Source organism: Sphingopyxis sp. OAS728 (genome assembly GCF_014873485.1).
Lineage (GTDB): Bacteria > Pseudomonadota > Alphaproteobacteria > Sphingomonadales > Sphingomonadaceae > Sphingopyxis.
The window spans coordinates 4,648,500-4,666,807 of record NZ_JADBDT010000001.1 but is presented as its reverse complement, the minus strand read 5'-3'; the positions used below and the strand labels follow the sequence as shown (position 1 = coordinate 4,666,807).

Annotated in this window: 13 protein-coding genes; 5 read left to right on the top strand and 8 right to left on the bottom strand. The window is 64.9% G+C overall.

Going from position 1 to position 18,308, the window contains the following annotated elements; genetic code table 11:
• The first annotated feature begins 10 nt into the window (after positions 1-10).
• Positions 11-1,852, top strand: coding sequence for a gamma-glutamyltransferase (locus GGC65_RS22095; RefSeq protein ID WP_192649122.1), 1,842 nt, complete (start codon positions 11-13; stop codon positions 1,850-1,852).
• Between the two features lie 110 nt (positions 1,853-1,962).
• Positions 1,963-2,580: a TetR/AcrR family transcriptional regulator gene (locus GGC65_RS22090; RefSeq protein WP_192649121.1), complete on the top strand. Its 618-nt coding sequence runs from the start codon at positions 1,963-1,965 to the stop codon at positions 2,578-2,580.
• A 9-nt stretch (positions 2,581-2,589) separates the two neighbouring features.
• Here the strand turns inward: GGC65_RS22090 and GGC65_RS22085 are convergent, their stop codons facing one another.
• Genes GGC65_RS22085 through GGC65_RS22050 form a run of 8 tightly spaced genes read right to left on the bottom strand, consistent with a single transcriptional unit; the run spans position 2,590 to position 13,272 of the window.
• Positions 2,590-3,897, bottom strand: a complete 1,308-nt coding sequence (locus GGC65_RS22085; protein ID WP_192649120.1) for a spinster family MFS transporter — start codon at positions 3,895-3,897, stop codon at positions 2,590-2,592.
• Positions 3,894-5,603, bottom strand: coding sequence for a DUF885 domain-containing protein (locus GGC65_RS22080; protein ID WP_192649119.1), 1,710 nt, complete (start codon positions 5,601-5,603; stop codon positions 3,894-3,896). Before GGC65_RS22080 ends, GGC65_RS22085 begins: the two co-directional genes overlap by 4 nt.
• A gap of 5 nt (positions 5,604-5,608) precedes the next feature.
• The gene (locus GGC65_RS22075) at positions 5,609-7,312 is read right to left on the bottom strand and encodes a gamma-glutamyltransferase (RefSeq protein WP_192649118.1); all 1,704 of its coding nucleotides are present in this window, start codon (positions 7,310-7,312) and stop codon (positions 5,609-5,611) included.
• 35 nt (positions 7,313-7,347) lie between these two features.
• Positions 7,348-8,190, bottom strand: coding sequence for a formyltetrahydrofolate deformylase (gene purU / locus GGC65_RS22070; RefSeq protein ID WP_318780216.1), 843 nt, complete (start codon positions 8,188-8,190; stop codon positions 7,348-7,350).
• Entirely contained in the window at positions 8,187-8,765 is a 579-nt protein-coding gene (locus GGC65_RS22065) for a sarcosine oxidase subunit gamma (RefSeq protein ID WP_192649117.1), read from the bottom strand. Before GGC65_RS22065 ends, purU begins: the two co-directional genes overlap by 4 nt.
• On the bottom strand, positions 8,758-11,685 hold the full coding sequence (locus GGC65_RS22060; RefSeq protein WP_192649116.1) for a sarcosine oxidase subunit alpha family protein: 2,928 nt from the start codon (positions 11,683-11,685) through the stop codon (positions 8,758-8,760). Before GGC65_RS22060 ends, GGC65_RS22065 begins: the two co-directional genes overlap by 8 nt.
• Positions 11,682-12,011 (bottom strand): sarcosine oxidase subunit delta, encoded by a 330-nt coding sequence (locus tag GGC65_RS22055; protein ID WP_192649115.1) that lies wholly within the window; start codon positions 12,009-12,011, stop codon positions 11,682-11,684. Before GGC65_RS22055 ends, GGC65_RS22060 begins: the two co-directional genes overlap by 4 nt.
• Before the next feature lie 13 nt (positions 12,012-12,024).
• Positions 12,025-13,272: a sarcosine oxidase subunit beta family protein gene (locus tag GGC65_RS22050; RefSeq protein ID WP_192649114.1), complete on the bottom strand. Its 1,248-nt coding sequence runs from the start codon at positions 13,270-13,272 to the stop codon at positions 12,025-12,027.
• 470 nt (positions 13,273-13,742) lie between these two features.
• Here GGC65_RS22050 and folD point away from each other — a divergent pair, with 470 nt between their 5' ends.
• From folD to GGC65_RS22035, 3 genes are all read left to right on the top strand, one after another.
• Positions 13,743-14,687, top strand: coding sequence for a bifunctional methylenetetrahydrofolate dehydrogenase/methenyltetrahydrofolate cyclohydrolase FolD (folD, locus tag GGC65_RS22045; RefSeq protein WP_192649113.1), 945 nt, complete (start codon positions 13,743-13,745; stop codon positions 14,685-14,687).
• A gap of 325 nt (positions 14,688-15,012) precedes the next feature.
• Positions 15,013-17,250, top strand: coding sequence for a TonB-dependent receptor (locus GGC65_RS22040; protein WP_192649112.1), 2,238 nt, complete (start codon positions 15,013-15,015; stop codon positions 17,248-17,250).
• Between the two features lie 16 nt (positions 17,251-17,266).
• Complete coding sequence (locus tag GGC65_RS22035) at positions 17,267-18,271, top strand: alpha/beta hydrolase (protein WP_192649111.1); 1,005 nt, start codon at positions 17,267-17,269, stop codon at positions 18,269-18,271.
• The last annotated feature ends 37 nt before the right edge of the window (positions 18,272-18,308 follow it).

Below are 18,308 nucleotides of genomic sequence, written 5' to 3'. Positions count from 1 at the left end.
GAGGACGGGCATGAACGCGATCAAGAGGACGCTCATCACGGGTGCGGCGGCGATCGGTATGGCGGGGCCAGCGAGCGCGGCCGACCTGTCACCGACCAGTTGGCCCGCCGAAATCCGCGAAGCCGCCGAGAAGGCCGAGAGCGAGGGCATGGCGGCGCAGGGATCGCGGGTCTACACCGGAAAGAATGGTGCGATTTCGGGCACCGCATCGGCCATCTCGGTCGCCGCCGGGCTCGTCACCCTCCAGAATGGCGGCAACGCCGCCGACGCCGCGACCGCGGTCGCGATGACCGGCATCACGACGCAGTTCGGGTCGGTCGTCTCCTACGCGGGCATCATGTCGATGGTCTATTATGAAGCGAAGACCGGAAAGGTCTATTCGCTCGACGGCGGCTATAACAGCTATCGCGGCGAGACCGATCCGCTGACCATCCCGGTCGCCGACATGGGGATGCTCCAGGCAGCGGCGCGCACCGGTGCCGCCGGCGGCGGCAATTTGACCGCGATCCCCGAGGCGCAAAAGGATCTTGGCCGCGAAACGCTCGTCGGCGGCTATATGGCCGGCATGGAGACGATGCAGCGGAAGTTCGGCAAGCTCGACTGGGCCGACCTGTTCGCGCCGGCGATCTATTATGCCGAGAATGGCGTGACGCTGAACAAGAATACCGCGGGCTTCTTCGCCTGGCGCAAAAGCTTCCTCGAGCGCACGCCCGAGGGCAAGGCGTTCCTTGCCGCCGGGGGGACGCCCGAATTCAAGCAAGGCACGAAATTCGCCCAGCCCGACGCCGCCAAGACGTTGCGCGCGGTCGCGGCGCAGAGTTCGCGATATATGTACAGCGGCGCCTGGGCCGACGAGTTCGTCCAGGTGGTCGGCCGCGAGGGCGGCAAGGTGGTCAAGGCCGACCTCGCCGACTATCGCCCGATCTGGAGCGATCCGGTATCGACCAGCTATGCCGGAACGACGGTCTATGCCCCCGGCGGCGACGCGCTGGCATCGGCGACCTTCATCCCGCTGCTCAATCTTGCCGAGGCTTCGGGCCTCAACAAGAAATCGCCCTTCTGGCGTGATCCGCAATCCTTCACCGAGATTTCGCGCATCACCGGCACGCTCGAGGGCACGCCCGATCTCAGCAAGGAAGTCCGCGCCGCGCTTGACGCACAGGGGATCGACTATTCGCTGCAAGCGCGCAGCACGAAGGAATTTGCAAAGCGCGTCGCGCCCTTGTTGCCGACGATCGGCGTGATGCCGCAGGGTGATGGCAAATCGCGCCATTCGAACTCGCTCGTCGTCGTCGACAAGGACGGCAATATCGCCGCGATCACCCACACGATCAATTCGGTCGTCTGGGGTTCGACCGGGATCGTCGTCGGCGGCATCCCGATCCCCGATTCCGCGGGTTTCCAGCAGGAGGCGCTCGCTAAGCTGACGCCCGGTGCGCGCCTGCCCAACCCGATGGTCCAGACGGTCGTGGTCAAGAAGGGCAAACCCGTCCTCGCCACCGCGGCGATCGGTTCGTCGCTGATCCCCGAAAGCTTCAAGATGCTCCTCAGCATCGTCGGCCAGAAACAGTCGCTCGCCGACACACAGGCCGCGCCGGCGCTGCTGACCAGTTTTCCGCTGCGCGCGACCATTCCCGAACCCTCGGTTCGCGATGTCGCGGTGCCCGCGGGTGCCTATGACGCCGCCTTCGTCGACGCGCTGAAGGCCAAGGGGCTCGCGGTTCACGACGTGCCGCAGGCGATGGCCGCGGGCATGCGCGGCACCGCGGCCGCCGTCGCCTTCGACCCCAAGACGAAGACGTGGCAGGCGACCGACACCGCGGGCGTATTATTGTTCGGCGCCGCCTACTGAGCGCTAAACATGCATTCGTGCATGCGTGCTTTGTAGTTCGGCGAAAAATGTGACATGAGCGGGCTGAGGGCGGCATTATAAGATCGCCCGGCAGCAGGAATTAAACGCCCATGGTTGGACGCACGCCAAAGAATACGGTGCAGGACTGGATCGAGGCCGCGCAGCGCACCTTGGTCGACGAAGGTATCGCGGGGCTGAAGGTCGATCGCCTCGCCAACCGGCTGGGCGTGACCCGCGGCGGTTTCTACCATAATTTCAAGGACCGCGACGAGTTCTTCGACCAGATCATCGCGCATTGGGAAGCGACGTGCCGCTTCCTGCCCGAAGAGGCGCCGCCGGCGAAGGCGGGCGATGCCGTCGAATGGCTCGACCGCATGATCGCGCGGCTTATCGAATCCGACGGCTACGACTATCATTTCGACCTTGCCGTGCGCGAATGGGCACGCGCCGACAAGCGGGCCGAATGGGCGGTCGAGCGCGCCGACCGCGAACGGCTCGAAGTGCTGCAACGCTTCTTCGAGGCGATCGGCTATGACGAGGAACATGCCGCGATCCGCGCGCGCGTCTTCTATTATCACCAGATCGGCTATTATGCGATCGGCGTCCGCCAGAGCATTCCCGAACGCCGCAAGAATGCGCAGCTCTACATCGACATTCTCTGCGGCGAGGAAGCGCTGTCGGCGGCGCGCGCCGCCGCCCAGAAGAACCGCAAGGCCAAAGCCGCGTAACGCGGCGCCTCAGAACGTCGCTGCGGCTTCGGTGTCGGCGCGCGCGGTGCGCGCCGCGATCAGGAATGCCGCCCCGCCGGCCACATAGGCCGCCGTACCGATCAGCAACGCATAGCGCAGTCCCAGGGCGCCGTGCGCCGCGCTGAAATGATCGCTCATCGCACCCACGACAAGTGGGCCGAGGCTCTGTCCGACCAGATTGACGCACAGCATGAAGAAGGCCGCGCCGATCGCGCGCAGCTTCGACCCCGACAGCGCCTGGACGATCGCATAGGTCGGACTGATCCAGAGTGCGCCGATCAGCGTCGAGGGCCAGGCCAGCATCATCGCCGTGGCGTAGTTTTCGGTCGTGAGCTGGGCGACGCTGAACGGGATCGAGGCGAAGAAGGCGGCCGACAGGAACCAATAGGGGGCGCGGGCGTCCTTGCGCGAAAGCCAGTCGGCGAGGAAGCCGCCGCCGAGTACGGCGATGATTGTCGCCGGACCGACGATGGCCGAATAGTCGAGCCCGACTTTCGCCGCGTCCTGCCCGAAATACCGCATCAGATAGGCGGGCGTCCACGCGGACGCGCCAAAGCCGCCGATGCTGAAAATCGACACGCCGGCGCAGATCCACAGATAGGCCGGCCGGCGAAGCAGTACCCCGAGCGCGGTTCGCGCAGGCAGCGAAGGCGCCCTGTCGACGCCCTGAGCGCGCTTCGGTTCGCGTACCGTCAGCGCAAAGATGAGCGCGATGACCACCCCCGGGATGGCGGCGGCGAAAAAGGCCCAGCGCCATCCATAATGCTGCGCGATATAGCCGCCGCCCCCAAAGGCCGCGGACGTGCCGACCGCGCCGGCGACGCCGATCGCCGCGAGTGCGCTCGCGCGCCATTTGTCGCTGAATGTTTCGGCGACGATCGCATGCGTGGTCGGCGCGCCGCCCGACTCCCCGATCCCGACGCCGAAGCGCGCGAAGAGCATCGTCCAGAAGCCGGTCGCCAGTCCGCAAAGCCCGGTCATCACCGACCAGAAGGCCGCCGCGCTGCCGAGCACGCGCACGCGAAAACCCCGGTCGGCGTATGAGGCAACGGGGATCGACGCGATCGAATAGACAAGCGCGAAGGCGAAGCCCGACAGCAGCCCGATCTGGCTGTCGCTGAGCGTGAGGTCGCGTTTCAGATCTTCGACGAGGATGCCGATCAGGAAACGGTCATAATAGTTGAGCGCCGAAATCAGGCACAGGATGAAGAGGATATAGCCCGCGCGCAGCTTGGATCCGCCGGTTTTCGCCTGCATGCCGGCATCGGCCGGCGCGCCCATGCCGACCGCGCTCATGCCGCAATCCTGGCGCCAGCCCTTCTCTCTTCCAGCCAGTCGTCGATCGTCGCTTCGAGGACGGGAAGGCTCACCGCGCCCGCCGATGCGAGCGCGTCGTTGAAGGCGCGAATGTCGAAACGGGGCCCCAGCGCCGCCTCGGCGCGCGCGCGTAGCTCGCGGAATTTGAGGTTGCCGAGCTGGTAGCCGAGCGCCTGCCCCGGCAATCCGACGTAACGGTCGACCTCGGCCTCGATCGTCTCGATCGGCATCGCCATATTTTCGCGGAAATAGTCGATCGCCTGCGACCGGGTCCATCGCTTGGCGTGCAGCCCCGTGTCGACGACGAGGCGCACCGCGCGCCACATTTCCATCTCGAGCCGGCCATAGCGTTTCTGCGGCGTATCATAGAGGCCCATGTCCTCGCCAAGCCCCTCGCTATAGAGCGCCCACCCTTCGAGGCACGCCGAATAATGCAGCGCACCGTGGCGGCGGAACGCCGGCAGGTCGGTCAGCTCCTGGATCAGCGCGAGGTGCATCAGATGCCCCGGCCATGCCTCGTGCAGCGCGATCGGCAGATGCATGTAGCGCGGCAGCTTCGACGGGATCGAGGTGATCCAGTGGACGCCCGCGGCGCTGTTGTCGGCGGGATTGGGCTGCGCATAGGCGGGCGGCATCGCCGCGGCGATCGCCTCGGGAATGCTTTTCACGCCATAGGTTGCGCGCGGGATGCGGCCGAAGAATTCGGGGATGCGCGCATCGATGCGCTTCGACAAGATTTCGATTTCCTCGCGCAGCGCCTCGCCGCTTTCGAGGAGCTGGCTGTTGTCGCCCTGCAACTGGCGCTTGAATCCGGGAAGGTCGCCCTCGAAGCCGCCGTCGGCCGCAACCGCCTCCATCTCGCCCGTAATCCGCTCGACTTCGGCGAGCCCGATCGCGTGAATTTCCTCCGCCGGCAAGTCGATGGTCGTATATTGGCGGATCAAATAGCGATAATGGCCTTCGCCGCCGACGTCCCCGACACAGTCGAGCGCATCGCGTGCCACCGGCAGCAGGATCTTTTCGAGGAACAGCGCATAATTCATCAGTGCGGGAGCCACGGTTTTCGCGACCACGGTCCGCCCCTCTTCGACGATATCGGTAAAGGCCGCGCCGCGCGTTGCCAGCACCTTGAGTGGGCCGAAGAAGCCATTGGCTTCGACGTCGACCGACGCCTGCCCCCGGACCACGCCGATCGCGCGCTCGACCACGAGCCTCGGATAACGGATGCCACGCTCGCGCCCTTCGGTGAGCGACTGCTGCACGCCTTCGAGCGCCGCCGGAACCTTCGCCAGACGGTCGATGTAGCGGCGCGCCTCGTCGACGGTCGCGATGCTGGTCATCGACGCCCAGCTCGCGAGCCCGAATTCGGGGCCGAGCGGATAGATGCTGGGGCGCAAATGCGCCTGCTGCGCGACCATGTCGACGAGCTGCGCAAGCTCGCCGCGGAGGAGCGACAAGGTTGCCCGCTCGGTTTGCGACAGTGCGTCCGCGTCGATCTCGGCCAGCTCGCCGAGCGCAGCCGAAGCCCAAGCGGCGCGGCGCTCATGATCGTCGGGCGCGTCGCGCAGCAACAGGTCGCCGCGCGGCTGGCCACCGGACAGGATCGCTTCGGTCGGAAACTCCTCGCAGCGGAAATCCCAATAGCGCTGGGCAAGATTGTCGAGGGCAAGGCTGGGCAATGTCATGCTATTCACTCCTTGATACCGTCGGCAACGGCGCAGCGGCGCGGATCGGCAACGGCGGTGAGCGTATCGGACGCTTCGTCGCGCGCGATCACCGAAAAGCTGCCCATGTGGAAATCATAACCCGACAGCCCGCCGACGCGGACGCCGAGCTTGTGCAGGTCCTGGACGACGCCCGGCGCAAGCCGGTCCTCGATCGCGACGAGCTGGCCGTCGGTCATCGGCAGCATGCGCGGCGCATCGACCGCGGCATAGGGATCGAGCTTGAAGTCGAGCAGATAGGCGAGCACCTGCGGCAGCGTGCAGTGGATGTTGCCGGGCGATCCGGCCGAAAACACCGGCTTGCCGTCCTTCAGCACCAGCGTATTGCCGATGATGCAGCGCGCCTTGGCGCCCTTGATCAGCACCGTATCCATCGGGCTCTGTAGTGCGCCGAAGGTCGAGTGGCTGCCGACCATCGGGATGCCTCCGACGACCTGCCCCGGAATGCCGGAACCTTGCAGCGTGTCCATGAACTGGCACCAATTGCCCTCGGCATCGACGACCGCGATCTCGCAGCTTCCACTCGGTTGCTTTTCTTCATGATGGACCAGCCGCGGCTTGCCCGACGGGCCCGCGATGGCCGCCATCATGTCGCCCGCGCCGGCGGGGCCGTCGCCCGACAGGCGGATATGATCGGTCATGTCGACCTTTGGCCGCGACCCGCGGATCAGCTTCGCGAGATGCTTGTGATAATCGTCGTCGAGCACTTCGGCGCGCGGCACGTCATAGACATGGTCATCGCGCGCATATTCCCAGTGGCGCTGGCCCTGACGGAGCGCATGCCCCATCGCCCAGATATGCTCGGCCGAGCCCGGCGCCATGTCGCGGATGCCAAGATGCTTGAGCACGCCGAGCGCGACGCTCGAGAAGAAGCCTTGCGCCTGCGGCGGCCCGAGGAAGAGGATTTCATATTCATTGTAAGGAAAGCGCAGCGGCTCGACCCAGCGCGGCGGCGTCTCGGTCATATGGTCGAGCTGGACCTTCCAGCCGAGCTCGTTGCCCTTGGCGACGAACTTCTCGGCCCAGGGGCCGGTGATCATATAGTCGGGGCCGTTGTCGCGGACGCCGCGCAGCGTTTCCGCCATGCCCGGCGGGGTGAAGATGTCGCCGACGTTCGGAAAATAGCCATTCGGCTGATAGAAATCGCGGCCTTCGGGGAAATAGGTGATGAACTTCTCGCCATAGATGTTCACGCCATATTCGAAGGTCGACACCTCATGCCCCGTCTCGGCCCAGCGCACCGCATCGGCGCAAAGATCGGCCCAGTCCTTCGTCGCGAATTTCGCGTGGATTTGTTTCAACCCCGGCATGAAGCCAGGGATGATCGCCGACGGCGGCGAAGCGGCATAGCTGCCGAGCCCCGGTGGCACCGGCTTGAACGGCGGCAGGCCCGATGGATGGCCGCCGAGGCTGTCGAGCTGGTGGACCTTGCCCGTCTTCGCCTCATAATAGAGCATGGTGACGAGCCCGGCGTGGTTGGTCATGAACGGTTCGACCGCCGCCTGCACCATCGCCCCCGCGATCACCGCGTCGGCCGCGTTGCCGCCGCTATTCAATATCTTCATGATCGTCTCGGTGACGATCGCGCTGTCGGTCGTCACGGCCGCCTTCAATCCCGTGACCGGCGTCTTGGGCCCCGGGTTCACGATGTAGCTTGAAAGGTCGGCCATAAGTCTCTCCTTTTGATTGTCGGTTGGGCGCCCTGTCAGAGCACGACGGTCTTGTTCCCGTTCTGGAAGATACGGTGTTCGGCATACCAGCGCACGGCGCGCGACAGCACCGACGCCTCGATCTCGCGCCCGATTGCGACCATTTCGTCGGCAGTCGTCCGGTGGCTCACGCGGCGCACATCCTGTTCGATGATCGGGCCTTCATCGAGGTCGGCGGTGACGAAATGCGCGGTCGCGCCGATGATCTTCACGCCGCGCCCATGCGCCTGATGATAGGGTTTCGCGCCCTTGAAGCTCGGCAGGAAGCTGTGGTGGATATTGATGCAGCGCCCGGCGAGCGCTTCCGAAAAGCCGTCGGAGAGGATCTGCATATAGCGCGCGAGCACGGTGAGTTCGGCGCCGCTTTCCTCGATGATCGACAGGAAGCGCGCTTCCTGCGCCTCCTTCCCCTCGCTCATCGGCAGGTGATGATAGGCAAGGCCATGCCATTCGGCGGTTTTGCGCATCGCTTCGTGGTTCGAGACCACCCCGACGATGTCGATCGGCAGCTGGCCGATCTCCTTCTTGTGGATGATGTCGATCAGGCAATGGCCGAATTTCGACACCGCGAGCAGCACTGGGGTGCGCCGCGCAAGATCGTGCAACTCCCATTCGAGCGCCAGATCGGTCGCGACCGGTTCGACGGTCTTCGCGAGCTCGTCGCGGCCGACCGGGCTGGTCAGCGCCATGCGCAGGAAAAATCCCCCCGTATCGTCGTCGCCATAAACCTCCGCCTCGCGGATATCGCAGCCACGCGCCGCCAATGTCGGCGCAACCGCTGCCATGATCCCCGGCTTGTCGGGCGCGCGGAATTTCAGAACGAGATCCGAGGTCGTCACAAAGCAGCTCCTGCGATGGTTGCGCCGAGCATCCGCCCGGCATAGCCCGCCATCGCCTGATCGAAGATCAGCCGAAAACAGGGCTGTCCATCGCGGTCAGCGCGGCGGCTGATGAAAAATCCGGTGTCCGAAAACATCGATCGTTTCGCGGCACCGACAGGCATCGCTTCGTTGCCGAAATCGAGCGGACAGTGCGCGGCGAGGATCGAGCGCGCGGCGGCGCCGCTCAGTTCGAACGTCGCGCGGGCATGGGTGATATCGACCATCAGGCCGAGGCCGCCCGCGGCTTCCGCGCAGCGGAGGCGGACGCGCTCGACATCGGCCTCGCCGCCCGTCACCAGCCACTCGCCCGGCGCCAGCCATGCGATGGCGACCGGGCCGGGTTCGATCTCGGTCAGCGCCGACGGCGGCACAAGGCCGAGCGCCTGTTCGAACCAGGCATCGGGGTCCACCGCGAGGATCTGCAACTTGGCCATGCCCAGCCCGGTTTCGGCGGCCAACCGCACGTCCGTCCCCTCGACCAGCAGATCGTTCGCGGCGGCCCGCGCCGGCGTGATTGCGCCTGTATCAGCCATCGAGCTTTTCTCCCGCCGGATCGTAAAAGCGCGGGTCAACGATGCGCGCCGGGCGCCCCTTGCCCAGGTTCCAGACCTGCACCGTCTCGCCGATGCGTGCCGTGCCGCGTGCGATCAGCCCCATCGCGAGCGGGCGGCCGAGGGTGGGCGACTGGACCGAGGAGGTGACCCACCCCTGCGTCGCGCCGATCCCCTTCGTGTCGGCCGACAGGATATGCGCGCCGCATTCGAACGCGCCGCCGCTGTCGAGCGTTTCGAGGCCGACCAGTTGCCTGCGATCGTCACGCAGCCCCTCGGGCGTCATCGTCGAGCGGCGGCCGACGAAATCGTCGGGCTTCTTCGCGACGGCACCGCCGAAGCCGACGTCCTGCGGCATCGTCGTGCCATCGGTATCCGATCCGACGTGGAGGAAACCCTTCTCGATGCGGAGCGCCATCAGCGCTTCAACCCCGAACGGCGTGATGCCGTGCGGCGCGCCGGCCTGCATCATCGCGTCCCAAAGCGCGCAGCCAAAGCCCCACGGTACCGAGACCTCATAGGACAGTTCGCCCGAGAAGCTGACGCGCTGGATTCTTGCCGGGACGCCGCCGACCATGCCCTCGCGATAGGCCATGTGCGGAAAAGCGTCGCGCGACAGGTCGATGTCGGTGCCGATCCCCTCGATCACCGCGCGCGCCTTCGGGCCGGCGACGTTCATCACCGCCCAGCCGGTCGTCACATTCTCGACGAGGACCTTGAGGTCGGTCCATTCGCACTGCAGCCATTCCTGCAACATGTCGGCGATTGCCGCCGCATGGCCGCTCGTCGTGCCGACGAGGAAATGATCCTCGGCGATCTTCGCGAAGACGCCATCGTCGTAGATGATGCCCTGCTCGCTGAGCATCAGGCCGTAGCGGCATCGCCCGACCTTCAAATTGCGGACGCCGTTTACATAAATGCGTTGCAGGAATTCGGCGGCGTCGGGACCCTTGACCTCGATCTTGCCGAGCGGCGAGGCGTCGAACAGCCCGACTTGACCGCGGACCGCAAGCACCTCGCGCGCGACGGCGCCATGTTCGTCTTCGCCGGCGCGGGGGAAATAGGCCGGGCGGAGCCAGGCGCCGTAATTCTCCATCTTCGCACCCGCTGCGACGGCCGACATATGCGCCGCCGCATGTGCGATCGGCATCAGATTGTCGCCGACCGCGCGCCCGGCAAACCCGCCGATGGTCACGGGGTCGAAGGGCGGGCGGAACTTGGTCGTGCCGATCGCCTGCGGCGGCTTGCCGAGCAAGTTCGACAGCATGTGGATGCCGGTGACGTTCGAGGTCTTGCCCTGATCCGACGCCATGCCGAGCGTCGTGTAGCGCTTGAGATGTTCGACCGAACGGAAATTCTCGCGCGCCGCGATCTGGACGTCGCCGGCGGTCACATCGTTCTGGAAATCGACCCACGCCTTGGCCGCGCGCGCATCGCCGTCGGCGAAGTGCAGCGTCGGGCCGACCGCCGCCGGGAACGGCGCCTGCACCTCTTCGCCCTGCCCCGCCGCGCGCCCGCTGGCGACGGCGATATCGAGGTCGAAGATGCCGGCTGCTGCGCCGACATTGACCGCCGCCTGCACCGACTTGCTGGGCAGGAAGGCTTCGAGCGAGGAATTGAACGCCAGCGAACCGCCCGATTGCGAATGGAGATGCACCGCGGGGTTCCAGCCGTTCGACATCAGGATCGTGTCGCAGGCGATCGACTGGCGGACCTTGCCGTCGTCGATCCCCGCGACGACAGCACCGCTCACGCGGCGGCGCCCCTTCGCCTTCGTCGGCGCACTCTGCATGATCGTGCGGATGCCGCGGGTGGCAGCGCCCTCTGTCGCCTCGCCGCCCTTCGCGCGGCTGTCGACGATCGCCACAATCTCGACCCCCGCATCGTGCAGCGCGAAGGCCGCGTGATAAGCGCTGTCATTGTTCGTCGCGACGAGGATGCGTCGCCCGGGCGCCGCGCCGTAACGCAGCGCATAAGTTTGCGCCGCCGATGCCAGCATTACGCCGGGCAGGTCGTTGCCGGCGAAAGCGATCGGCCGTTCGAACGCGCCCGTTGCGAGGATCACGCGCTTCGTTCGCACCTTCCACAGGCGCTGGCGCGGACCGCTGCGCTGCGACGGCGGCAGATGGTCGGTCACGCGCTCGCACAGGCCGACGAGTTGGTGGTCATAGAAGCCGAACGCCATCGTCCGGTCCATCACGGTCACATTCGGCATGCCCGCCAGCGCAGCCAGCATCCGGTCGCGCCAGGCAAGCGCCGTCAGCTCTTCGACCTCGGACGGCTCCGACAGCAAACCGCCGCCAAGTTCGGCATCGGCCTCGACGAGCAGCACCTTTTCGCCGCCCTTCGCCGCCGCGACGGCCGCGGACAGACCCGCCGCGCCCGATCCGACGATCAGGATATCGGTGTGCGCGAAACGATGGTGATAGCTGTCGGGATCGACGCCCTGCGGCGCGTCGCCAAGCCCCGCCGCCTTGCGGATCGCAGGCTCGAACCAGTGCCAGTTCGGCCACATGAAGGTCTTGTAATAGAAGGCGGCCGGGATGAAGCGCTTGAACAGGCTGTTCACCGCGAGCCAGTCGAACTCGACGCTCGGCTTCGCATTGACCGGGTTCGCGACCAGCCCTTCATAAAGCTCGATCTGCGTCGCCTTGACGTTCGGCACCGCGACGGCGCCCGTTTCAAGCTGGATGATCGCGTTCGGTTCTTCGAGCCCCGCAGCGAGCAGGCCGCGCGGGCGGTGATATTTGAAGCTGCGGCCGATGATCGACACGCCGTTCGCCATCAGCGCGGAGGCCAGCGTATCGCCAGGATGGCCGTGCAGTGTCCGCCCCGCCCATTGAAATGCGATCCGCTGGCCGCGATCGACGCGGCCCGCGGTGTTCAGACGCCAACCGCTCATACGATGCCTCCCGCAACCGCGCTGGGCGCCGTTTCGCTGACCGCGCTCTCGCCCGCTTCGGGACAAGCCTCGCCCATCTTGTATGTGACGCGGAACTGATGCGTCACGGTGTCGCGCGCGGCGTTGAACCAGCGGCGACACCCCGTGGAGTGGAACCAGCGCTCGCGATGCTCGCCCTTCGGATTTTCGCGATAGTAGAGATAGTCGGCCCATTCGGCGTCGGACACATGGGTATGCGGGCCCGGCCGCTGGATATGACTCTCGCCGCCGCAGCGGAATTCGATCTCCGCGCGCGGGCCGCAAAAGGGACAGTCGATCAGCAACATCTATCAATATCCCCTAGTGCGCGATACCCGAGGCCGAGGCCTCGTCGATCATCGCGCCGCTCTCGAACCGCTCGAGGCCGAAGGCGCTCGCAAGGGGGTGCGACTGGCCCGTCGCCATGACATGCGCGAGGCACCAGCCGCCCGCCGGCACCGCCTTGAAACCGCCGGTGCCCCAGCCGCCGTTGATGTAGAGCCCGCCCACCGACGTCGGCCCGATGATCGGCGTCGAGTCATGGACGACGTCGACGATCCCGGCCCATTGGCGAAGAAAGCGCATGCGCGAGAATTGCGGGAAGAGTTCGAGCACCCCTGCGGCGGCACGCTCCATCCACGGCAGATTGCCGCGCTGCGCATAGGACAGGTAGAGGTCGAGCCCCGCGCCGAGGACGAGTTCGCCCTTGTCCGACTGGCTGAGATAGGTTCCCGTCGCCGGCGACAGGATAACCGTGTCGAGGCACGGCTTCACCGGTTCCGAAACAAAGGCCTGCAGTGCGTAGGAACTGATCGGCAGCCGCAGCCCCGCCTTTGCGGCGAGCACCGAACTATGCCCCGCGACCGCCATGCCGATCCGGTCCGACCGGATCGTGCCATGGCTGGTCTCGACCCCGCGCACCTGCCCGCCCTCGATGATGAAGCCCTGCACTTCGCAATTCTGGATGATATCGACACCAAGCGCCGAGGCGGCGCGGGCGTAGCCCCAAGCAACCGCGTCGTGCCGCGCCGATCCGCCGCGCGGCTGGTTGACGCCGCCAAGGATGGGAAAGCGCGGGTTGGGATTGAGCCCCGGGATATTCGCATACACGCTCGGCCCGTCGTGGAACTCGGCATCGATCCCGTTGAGCAGCATCGCATTTGCCGAGCGCCGCGCCATCTCCAGCCCGTGCCGGTCGTGCGCGAGCGTCCACATGCCGCGCTGCGAGAACATGATGTTGTAATTCAGCTCGTCGGTCAGCTTCTCGTAGAGCTGGACCGAAAATTCGTAAAAGGCAGCCGATTCCGGAAAGAAATAGTTCGACCGGATGATCGTCGTGTTGCGGCCGGTGTTGCCGCCCCCGATCCAGCCGCGCTCGATCAGCGCGACATTGGTGAGGCCATGGTTCTTCGCGAGATAGTAGGCGGTCGCGAGGCCATGCCCGCCGCCGCCGATGACGATCGCGTCATAATGCGCCTTGGGCGTGGGGTCACGCCACGCCGGTTCCCAGCCGCGTTGACCGTTCAATCCTTCGCGCAAAAGCGACAGCGCTGAATAGCGTCTCGTCAAGACTCACCTTCCTCTCGCCCTTTAGATGCACATATGTATGCAAATGCGCAATAGGCTTTTTTGGTGATGAACGTCCGGCCGTCTCGCCCGACAAAGTGTGCGATGAATTGTCATTAGTCCATGTATTTCAGAATGATAATGAATATGCTCCGCTGCGCCAGCCGACGGATACCGATTGAGCACAGAAATGCATTTCTTTGCGCAACCGGCCGGGCCGACGCAAACAAACGGGATGTCACCGAAGAAATTCCACGGAACGGCCGGCTGGAGATCCTCGCGCGAATCCTCCCGATTCTGGCCGACAATTGATCGATAGACGAATGTTTTGAAGCGCGCGCTGCTTCGACATCGGCCAGCGGTCATCGCTCGACCATATAATATGACATGACCACGCACTTTCATTTTATGCATATATGTATATATAAGCCGCCAGCCGATGAGACTCGGCCTACACCGCAGTGGAGAGGAAGATGACGGCGACAGCGCGGATAATCGACGGGAAGCGGCGCGCCGACCAATTGCGCCGCGACATCGCGATCGGCGTGGAACGGCTGCGCGACGAATCCGGCGTCGTGCCCAAGCTCGCCGCAATATTGGTCGGCGACGATCCCGCCAGCGCCATATATGTCCGTCGCAAGGGCGAGCAGGCGGCCGCGGTCGGAATGCAAAGCGAAAGTCACCGGCTTTCCGCCACGATTTCGCAGGACGAGTTGCTGGCGCTGATCGACCGGCTCAACCACGACGGAACCGTGCACGGCATATTGGTGCAGCTGCCGCTGCCGCCGCATATCGACAAGGCGGCCGTGCTGCGCCGTGTCGATCCGCGCAAGGATGTCGACGGCTTTCATCCGGTCAACGTCGGACTGCTCGCGAGCGACGGCGAAGCGGTCGATGGCCGGATCATTCCCTGCACCCCAATGGGCTGCATGATGCTGCTCGCCGACGAGCTCGGCTCGCTCGAGGGGCTGAACGCCGTGGTCGTCGGCTGCTCGAACATTGTCGGCCGCCCGATGGCGCAGCTGCTCCTCCAGGCCCGCTGCACGGTGTCGATTGCCCATATCCACACCCGCGACCTTCCCGAACTTGTCGCACGCGCCGACATATTGGTGAGCGCCGCCGGCGCCCCGGGGCTGATCCGGGGATCGTGGATCAAGCCCGGCGCCGTCGTCGTCGACGTCGGCATCAATCGCGTGCCGGGCGACAACGGCAACGGATCGCGGATCGTCGGCGATGTCTGCTTCGACGAAGCGAAGGCGCGCGCAGCTGCGATCACCCCGGTTCCGGGCGGCGTCGGACCGATGACGATTGCATGCTTGCTGGAAAACACCCTGCGCGCGGCCATCGCGATGAAGTCGGATCGCGATGGCGAAGCCGCCGTCGGAAAGGAACCGGCATCGCAACTGGTCCGAATCTGAAGCCCAAGCGTCCGACCAACAATGCATTACTGAATATTATATCGACGCTCCACTGCTCTCGGCGAACCGTTGGCGACATACGCCGGAAATCCGATCCTGAAAGGTCATGATTCGAGGTCTAGGCGCCCTATTCCGCGCGGCCAGCCATTCGACAGGCCATACGCGATTTTTCTTCAAAATCGATATAACTATCTATTTATATACAATATTTCTCGCAATCACGCGAGACTTGTCAATTGAATGCATTAATGTATCAATTGACCTATCGATCCGGAGAGATCGAACCAAAACGCAAGAGGTGGCTTGGCGACCAAGGGGAGTGACGATGCAGTACAGGAAATTATGGCTGGCAACCGCGTGCACGGGCGCGCTGATCACCGCACCTGGCGCCTACGCGCAATCGGTCGACGGCAGTTCGGGCAGCGAATATCATGGCGCCGAGATCGTCGTCACCGCCAGCAAGCGCGAAGAGCGTCTGCGCGATGTGCCGACCGCGATTACCGCGATCGGAAGCGACGCGATCGAGACGCTCGGTATCCGCGACTTCCGCGATTATGGAACGCTCACGCCCGGCCTCAGCCAGCGCGATTTCGGCGCGCCGGGCACGGGTACCGTCATCCTGCGCGGGCTCAACACCGGGCCACAGCAGACGACGAACACGTCGGCCTTCTATATCGACGATGCACCCTATTCGTCGAACGGCTTCCTGTCGGTCGGCTCGCTGGTCACGCCGTCTCCCGACCTGGTCGATGTCGAGCGGATCGAGGTGCTGAAGGGCCCGCAAGGCACGCTCTACGGCGCCAGCAACCTCGGCGGCCTCGTCCGCGTCATCACGAAGAAGGCAGACCCGTCGAGCTTTTCGGGCATGGCGCAGGTCGAGGGCGAAACGCTCGCGCACGGCGACGAAGGCTGGGCCGCGCGCGCCGCGGTGAACCTGCCCGTCATCACCGACAAGCTCGCGGTGCGCATCTCGGGCTTCTATCGGAAAACCGCAGGTTTCACCGACAATGTCGCGACGGGCGAGAACAACGTCAACAGCTCGACGATCAAGGGCGGGCGCATCGCGCTGCGCGTCACACCGACCGAACGGCTGACGCTCGACCTGACCGGTTTTTACCAGGACATCGACAATGACAACAGTTCGGGACAGGATAATGTCACCGGGACGACGCGGCCGCTTTTCGGAAAATACAAGTTCAGCGCGGTCGATGGCACCGGCGGCAGCCAGATCAAATATCGGTCGGTGGGCGGCACCGCGAGTTACGAGACCGACGCCGGCGCCATCGTCGCGGTGGCGAACTACGTCAAAACGCAATCGGCGATCAGTTCGGACTATACCGACATCTACGGCAGCTATCTTTCGCTCATCGGCATTGTCCCGCCGGGCACCCAGACGATCGGCGACCTTGGTCCCAATATGAAGAAATTCTCGGCCGAACTGCGCTTCGTGTCGGACCGCATCGGGGCGTTCGAATTCGTCGCCGGCGGTTTCTACACCAACGAGAAAAGCCGTTACCCGTTCGTCATCACCGCGCGCAACGCGGCGGGCACGCCGCTCCCCACGCCGTTCGACATCCTGTTCCGCAGCACCTCCTTTGCGAATTACGAGGAATATGCGGCCTTCGGGAACCTGACCTTCTATCTGACCGACCGGCTCGATGTGACCGGCGGCATCCGCTATGCGAAGAACGACCAGTCGTCGCGCGGCCCCGCCGGCATCCTCTTCTATGCGCCGACACAGCCGACCTCGACGTCGTTCAGCGACGATGCGACCACCTATCTCGCGACGGTCCGCTATCGCCCGACCGACAATGTCAGCCTCTATGCCCGCGCCGCGAGCGGCTATCGCCCCGGCGGCCCGCAAAATTCGACGCTGCTGCCGCCCACCGCGCAAACGGTAATCCGCGCGGATACCGTCTGGAACTACGAAGCCGGGGTCAAGGCGACCGCGCTCGACGGTGCGCTTTCCGCCAACCTTGCCGTCTATCATATAGACTGGAAGGATATTCAGCTGAACACCCTGTTCGGCGGCGTCACGCTGCAGGGCAACGCCGGTTCGGCCAAGGTCGACGGTTTCGAGCTCGAACTCCAGGCGCGGCCGTCGCAGAATTTCGTCTTCGGCGCCAATGTCGGCCACACGAACGCGCGCATCAGCAAGATCGACCCGGTTGCCGCGGCATCGCTGGGCGCGCAATCGGGTGACAAATTGCCGCTGACGCCGAGCTGGACCGTCGCCGCGTTCGCCGACCAGAAAATTCCCTTCTCCGACAAGATCAAGGGATCAATCGGCGCGACAATCCGGATGCAGTCCGACATGCCGAGCAGCTATCCCGGCTATGCGCTGAACCCTAATATCAAGATACCATCGGTGACCACCGTCGATCTGCGCGCCGGGCTCGAAATGTCGCCGGTGTCGCTCCAGCTTCGGGTCGAAAACCTGTTCGACAAACTCGGCTACACGTCGCTCGCGACCAACGCACTTTATGCCGGGCAGCCGGTTCCGACCAATGCGACGGTCACGCGCCCCCGCGCTTTCATCCTGTCGGCCACCGCCAATTTCTGATCGAAGGGAAAGCGAGATGCTCCAGAAGATCGATCGCCGCGCCGCGCTGTTGCTGGCTGGCGGCCTTGCGGCCACCGCTACAACGTCGGCCACCGCGAAGGCCCCGAAGGCCGCGCCGGGCACCTTCCAGTCGATGCCCATGCCCTATGCGTCTATGTTCCCGCGGACGAAATATTATGAGATCGATTCGGCCCGTGCCGGCGCGCGTTACGCCGTCTGGGTCTCGGTCCCCGAGGTTTATGACAAGGATCCGTCGCGCCGCTTTCCGGCGGTCTTTGCGCCCGACGGCAATCATTTCGTTGCCTTTTCAACGATGCTCTGCGAGCTTGGCCAATGGGATTTGATCGACAAATATCAGTCCACGGTCCAGGTCTGCATCGGCTACACCGGCAAGGACGCCGACGTCTCGCTCGCGGTGCGCGCGCGCGACCTGCTACCGCCGAAGGAACCGCTGCCGCCCGGGATGGTCGACGCAATGCGGAACGGCGGCGCGTCGGACCTGCTCGATGAAGCCGGGATCGAGCTTTACATCCATAATCTGGAAAATCCCGCGGGCGACCGTTTCCTCGCCTTCCTCAGCGACGAGCTCTATCCCTTCATCGCCAAAAACTACCGTATCCAGCCGGACAATCTGGGGCTGTTCGGCCACTCCTATGGCGGTCTTTTCACCACCTATGCCGCGCTCCAGCCCAGGACGATCTTCCGCTATTTCGGCGCGAGCAGTCCGGGCATCCTTCCCGGCGCGTCGACCGTGTTCAAACTCCACGCCGACGCGGCCGCCGCCGGCGGTCTCAGCGAGCGTAACCTGCACCTCACCGTCGGCACGCGCGAACTGACGGTGCCTGGGCTCTATCAATATATGGTCGGCGGCGGATCGATCGAATTCATCCGGACAGCGGGCGCGACACCGGTCAAGGGGCTCGATTTCTCCAGCAAGCTGATGCCGGACGAGAGCCATATGACGCTGGCGCACCCGGCCGCCTTCGAATTCATGCGACAATTCTATCGCGTGCGCGCCTAGGCCGGAATGTCGGCCCCATCGACCTGCCTTCCCGGCG

Coding starts and splice junctions, on each gene's coding strand:
- GGC65_RS22095 (WP_192649122.1), top strand. CDS start 11: ATGAACGCGATCAAGAGGACGCTCATCACGGGTGCGGCGGCGATCGGT.
- GGC65_RS22090 (WP_192649121.1), top strand. CDS start 1,963: ATGGTTGGACGCACGCCAAAGAATACGGTGCAGGACTGGATCGAGGCC.
- GGC65_RS22085 (WP_192649120.1), bottom strand. CDS start 3,897: ATGAGCGCGGTCGGCATGGGCGCGCCGGCCGATGCCGGCATGCAGGCG.
- GGC65_RS22080 (WP_192649119.1), bottom strand. CDS start 5,603: ATGACATTGCCCAGCCTTGCCCTCGACAATCTTGCCCAGCGCTATTGG.
- GGC65_RS22075 (WP_192649118.1), bottom strand. CDS start 7,312: ATGGCCGACCTTTCAAGCTACATCGTGAACCCGGGGCCCAAGACGCCG.
- GGC65_RS22065 (WP_192649117.1), bottom strand. CDS start 8,765: ATGGCTGATACAGGCGCAATCACGCCGGCGCGGGCCGCCGCGAACGAT.
- GGC65_RS22060 (WP_192649116.1), bottom strand. CDS start 11,685: ATGAGCGGTTGGCGTCTGAACACCGCGGGCCGCGTCGATCGCGGCCAG.
- GGC65_RS22055 (WP_192649115.1), bottom strand. CDS start 12,011: ATGTTGCTGATCGACTGTCCCTTTTGCGGCCCGCGCGCGGAGATCGAA.
- folD (WP_192649113.1), top strand. CDS start 13,743: ATGACGGCGACAGCGCGGATAATCGACGGGAAGCGGCGCGCCGACCAA.
- GGC65_RS22040 (WP_192649112.1), top strand. CDS start 15,013: ATGCAGTACAGGAAATTATGGCTGGCAACCGCGTGCACGGGCGCGCTG.
- GGC65_RS22035 (WP_192649111.1), top strand. CDS start 17,267: ATGCTCCAGAAGATCGATCGCCGCGCCGCGCTGTTGCTGGCTGGCGGC.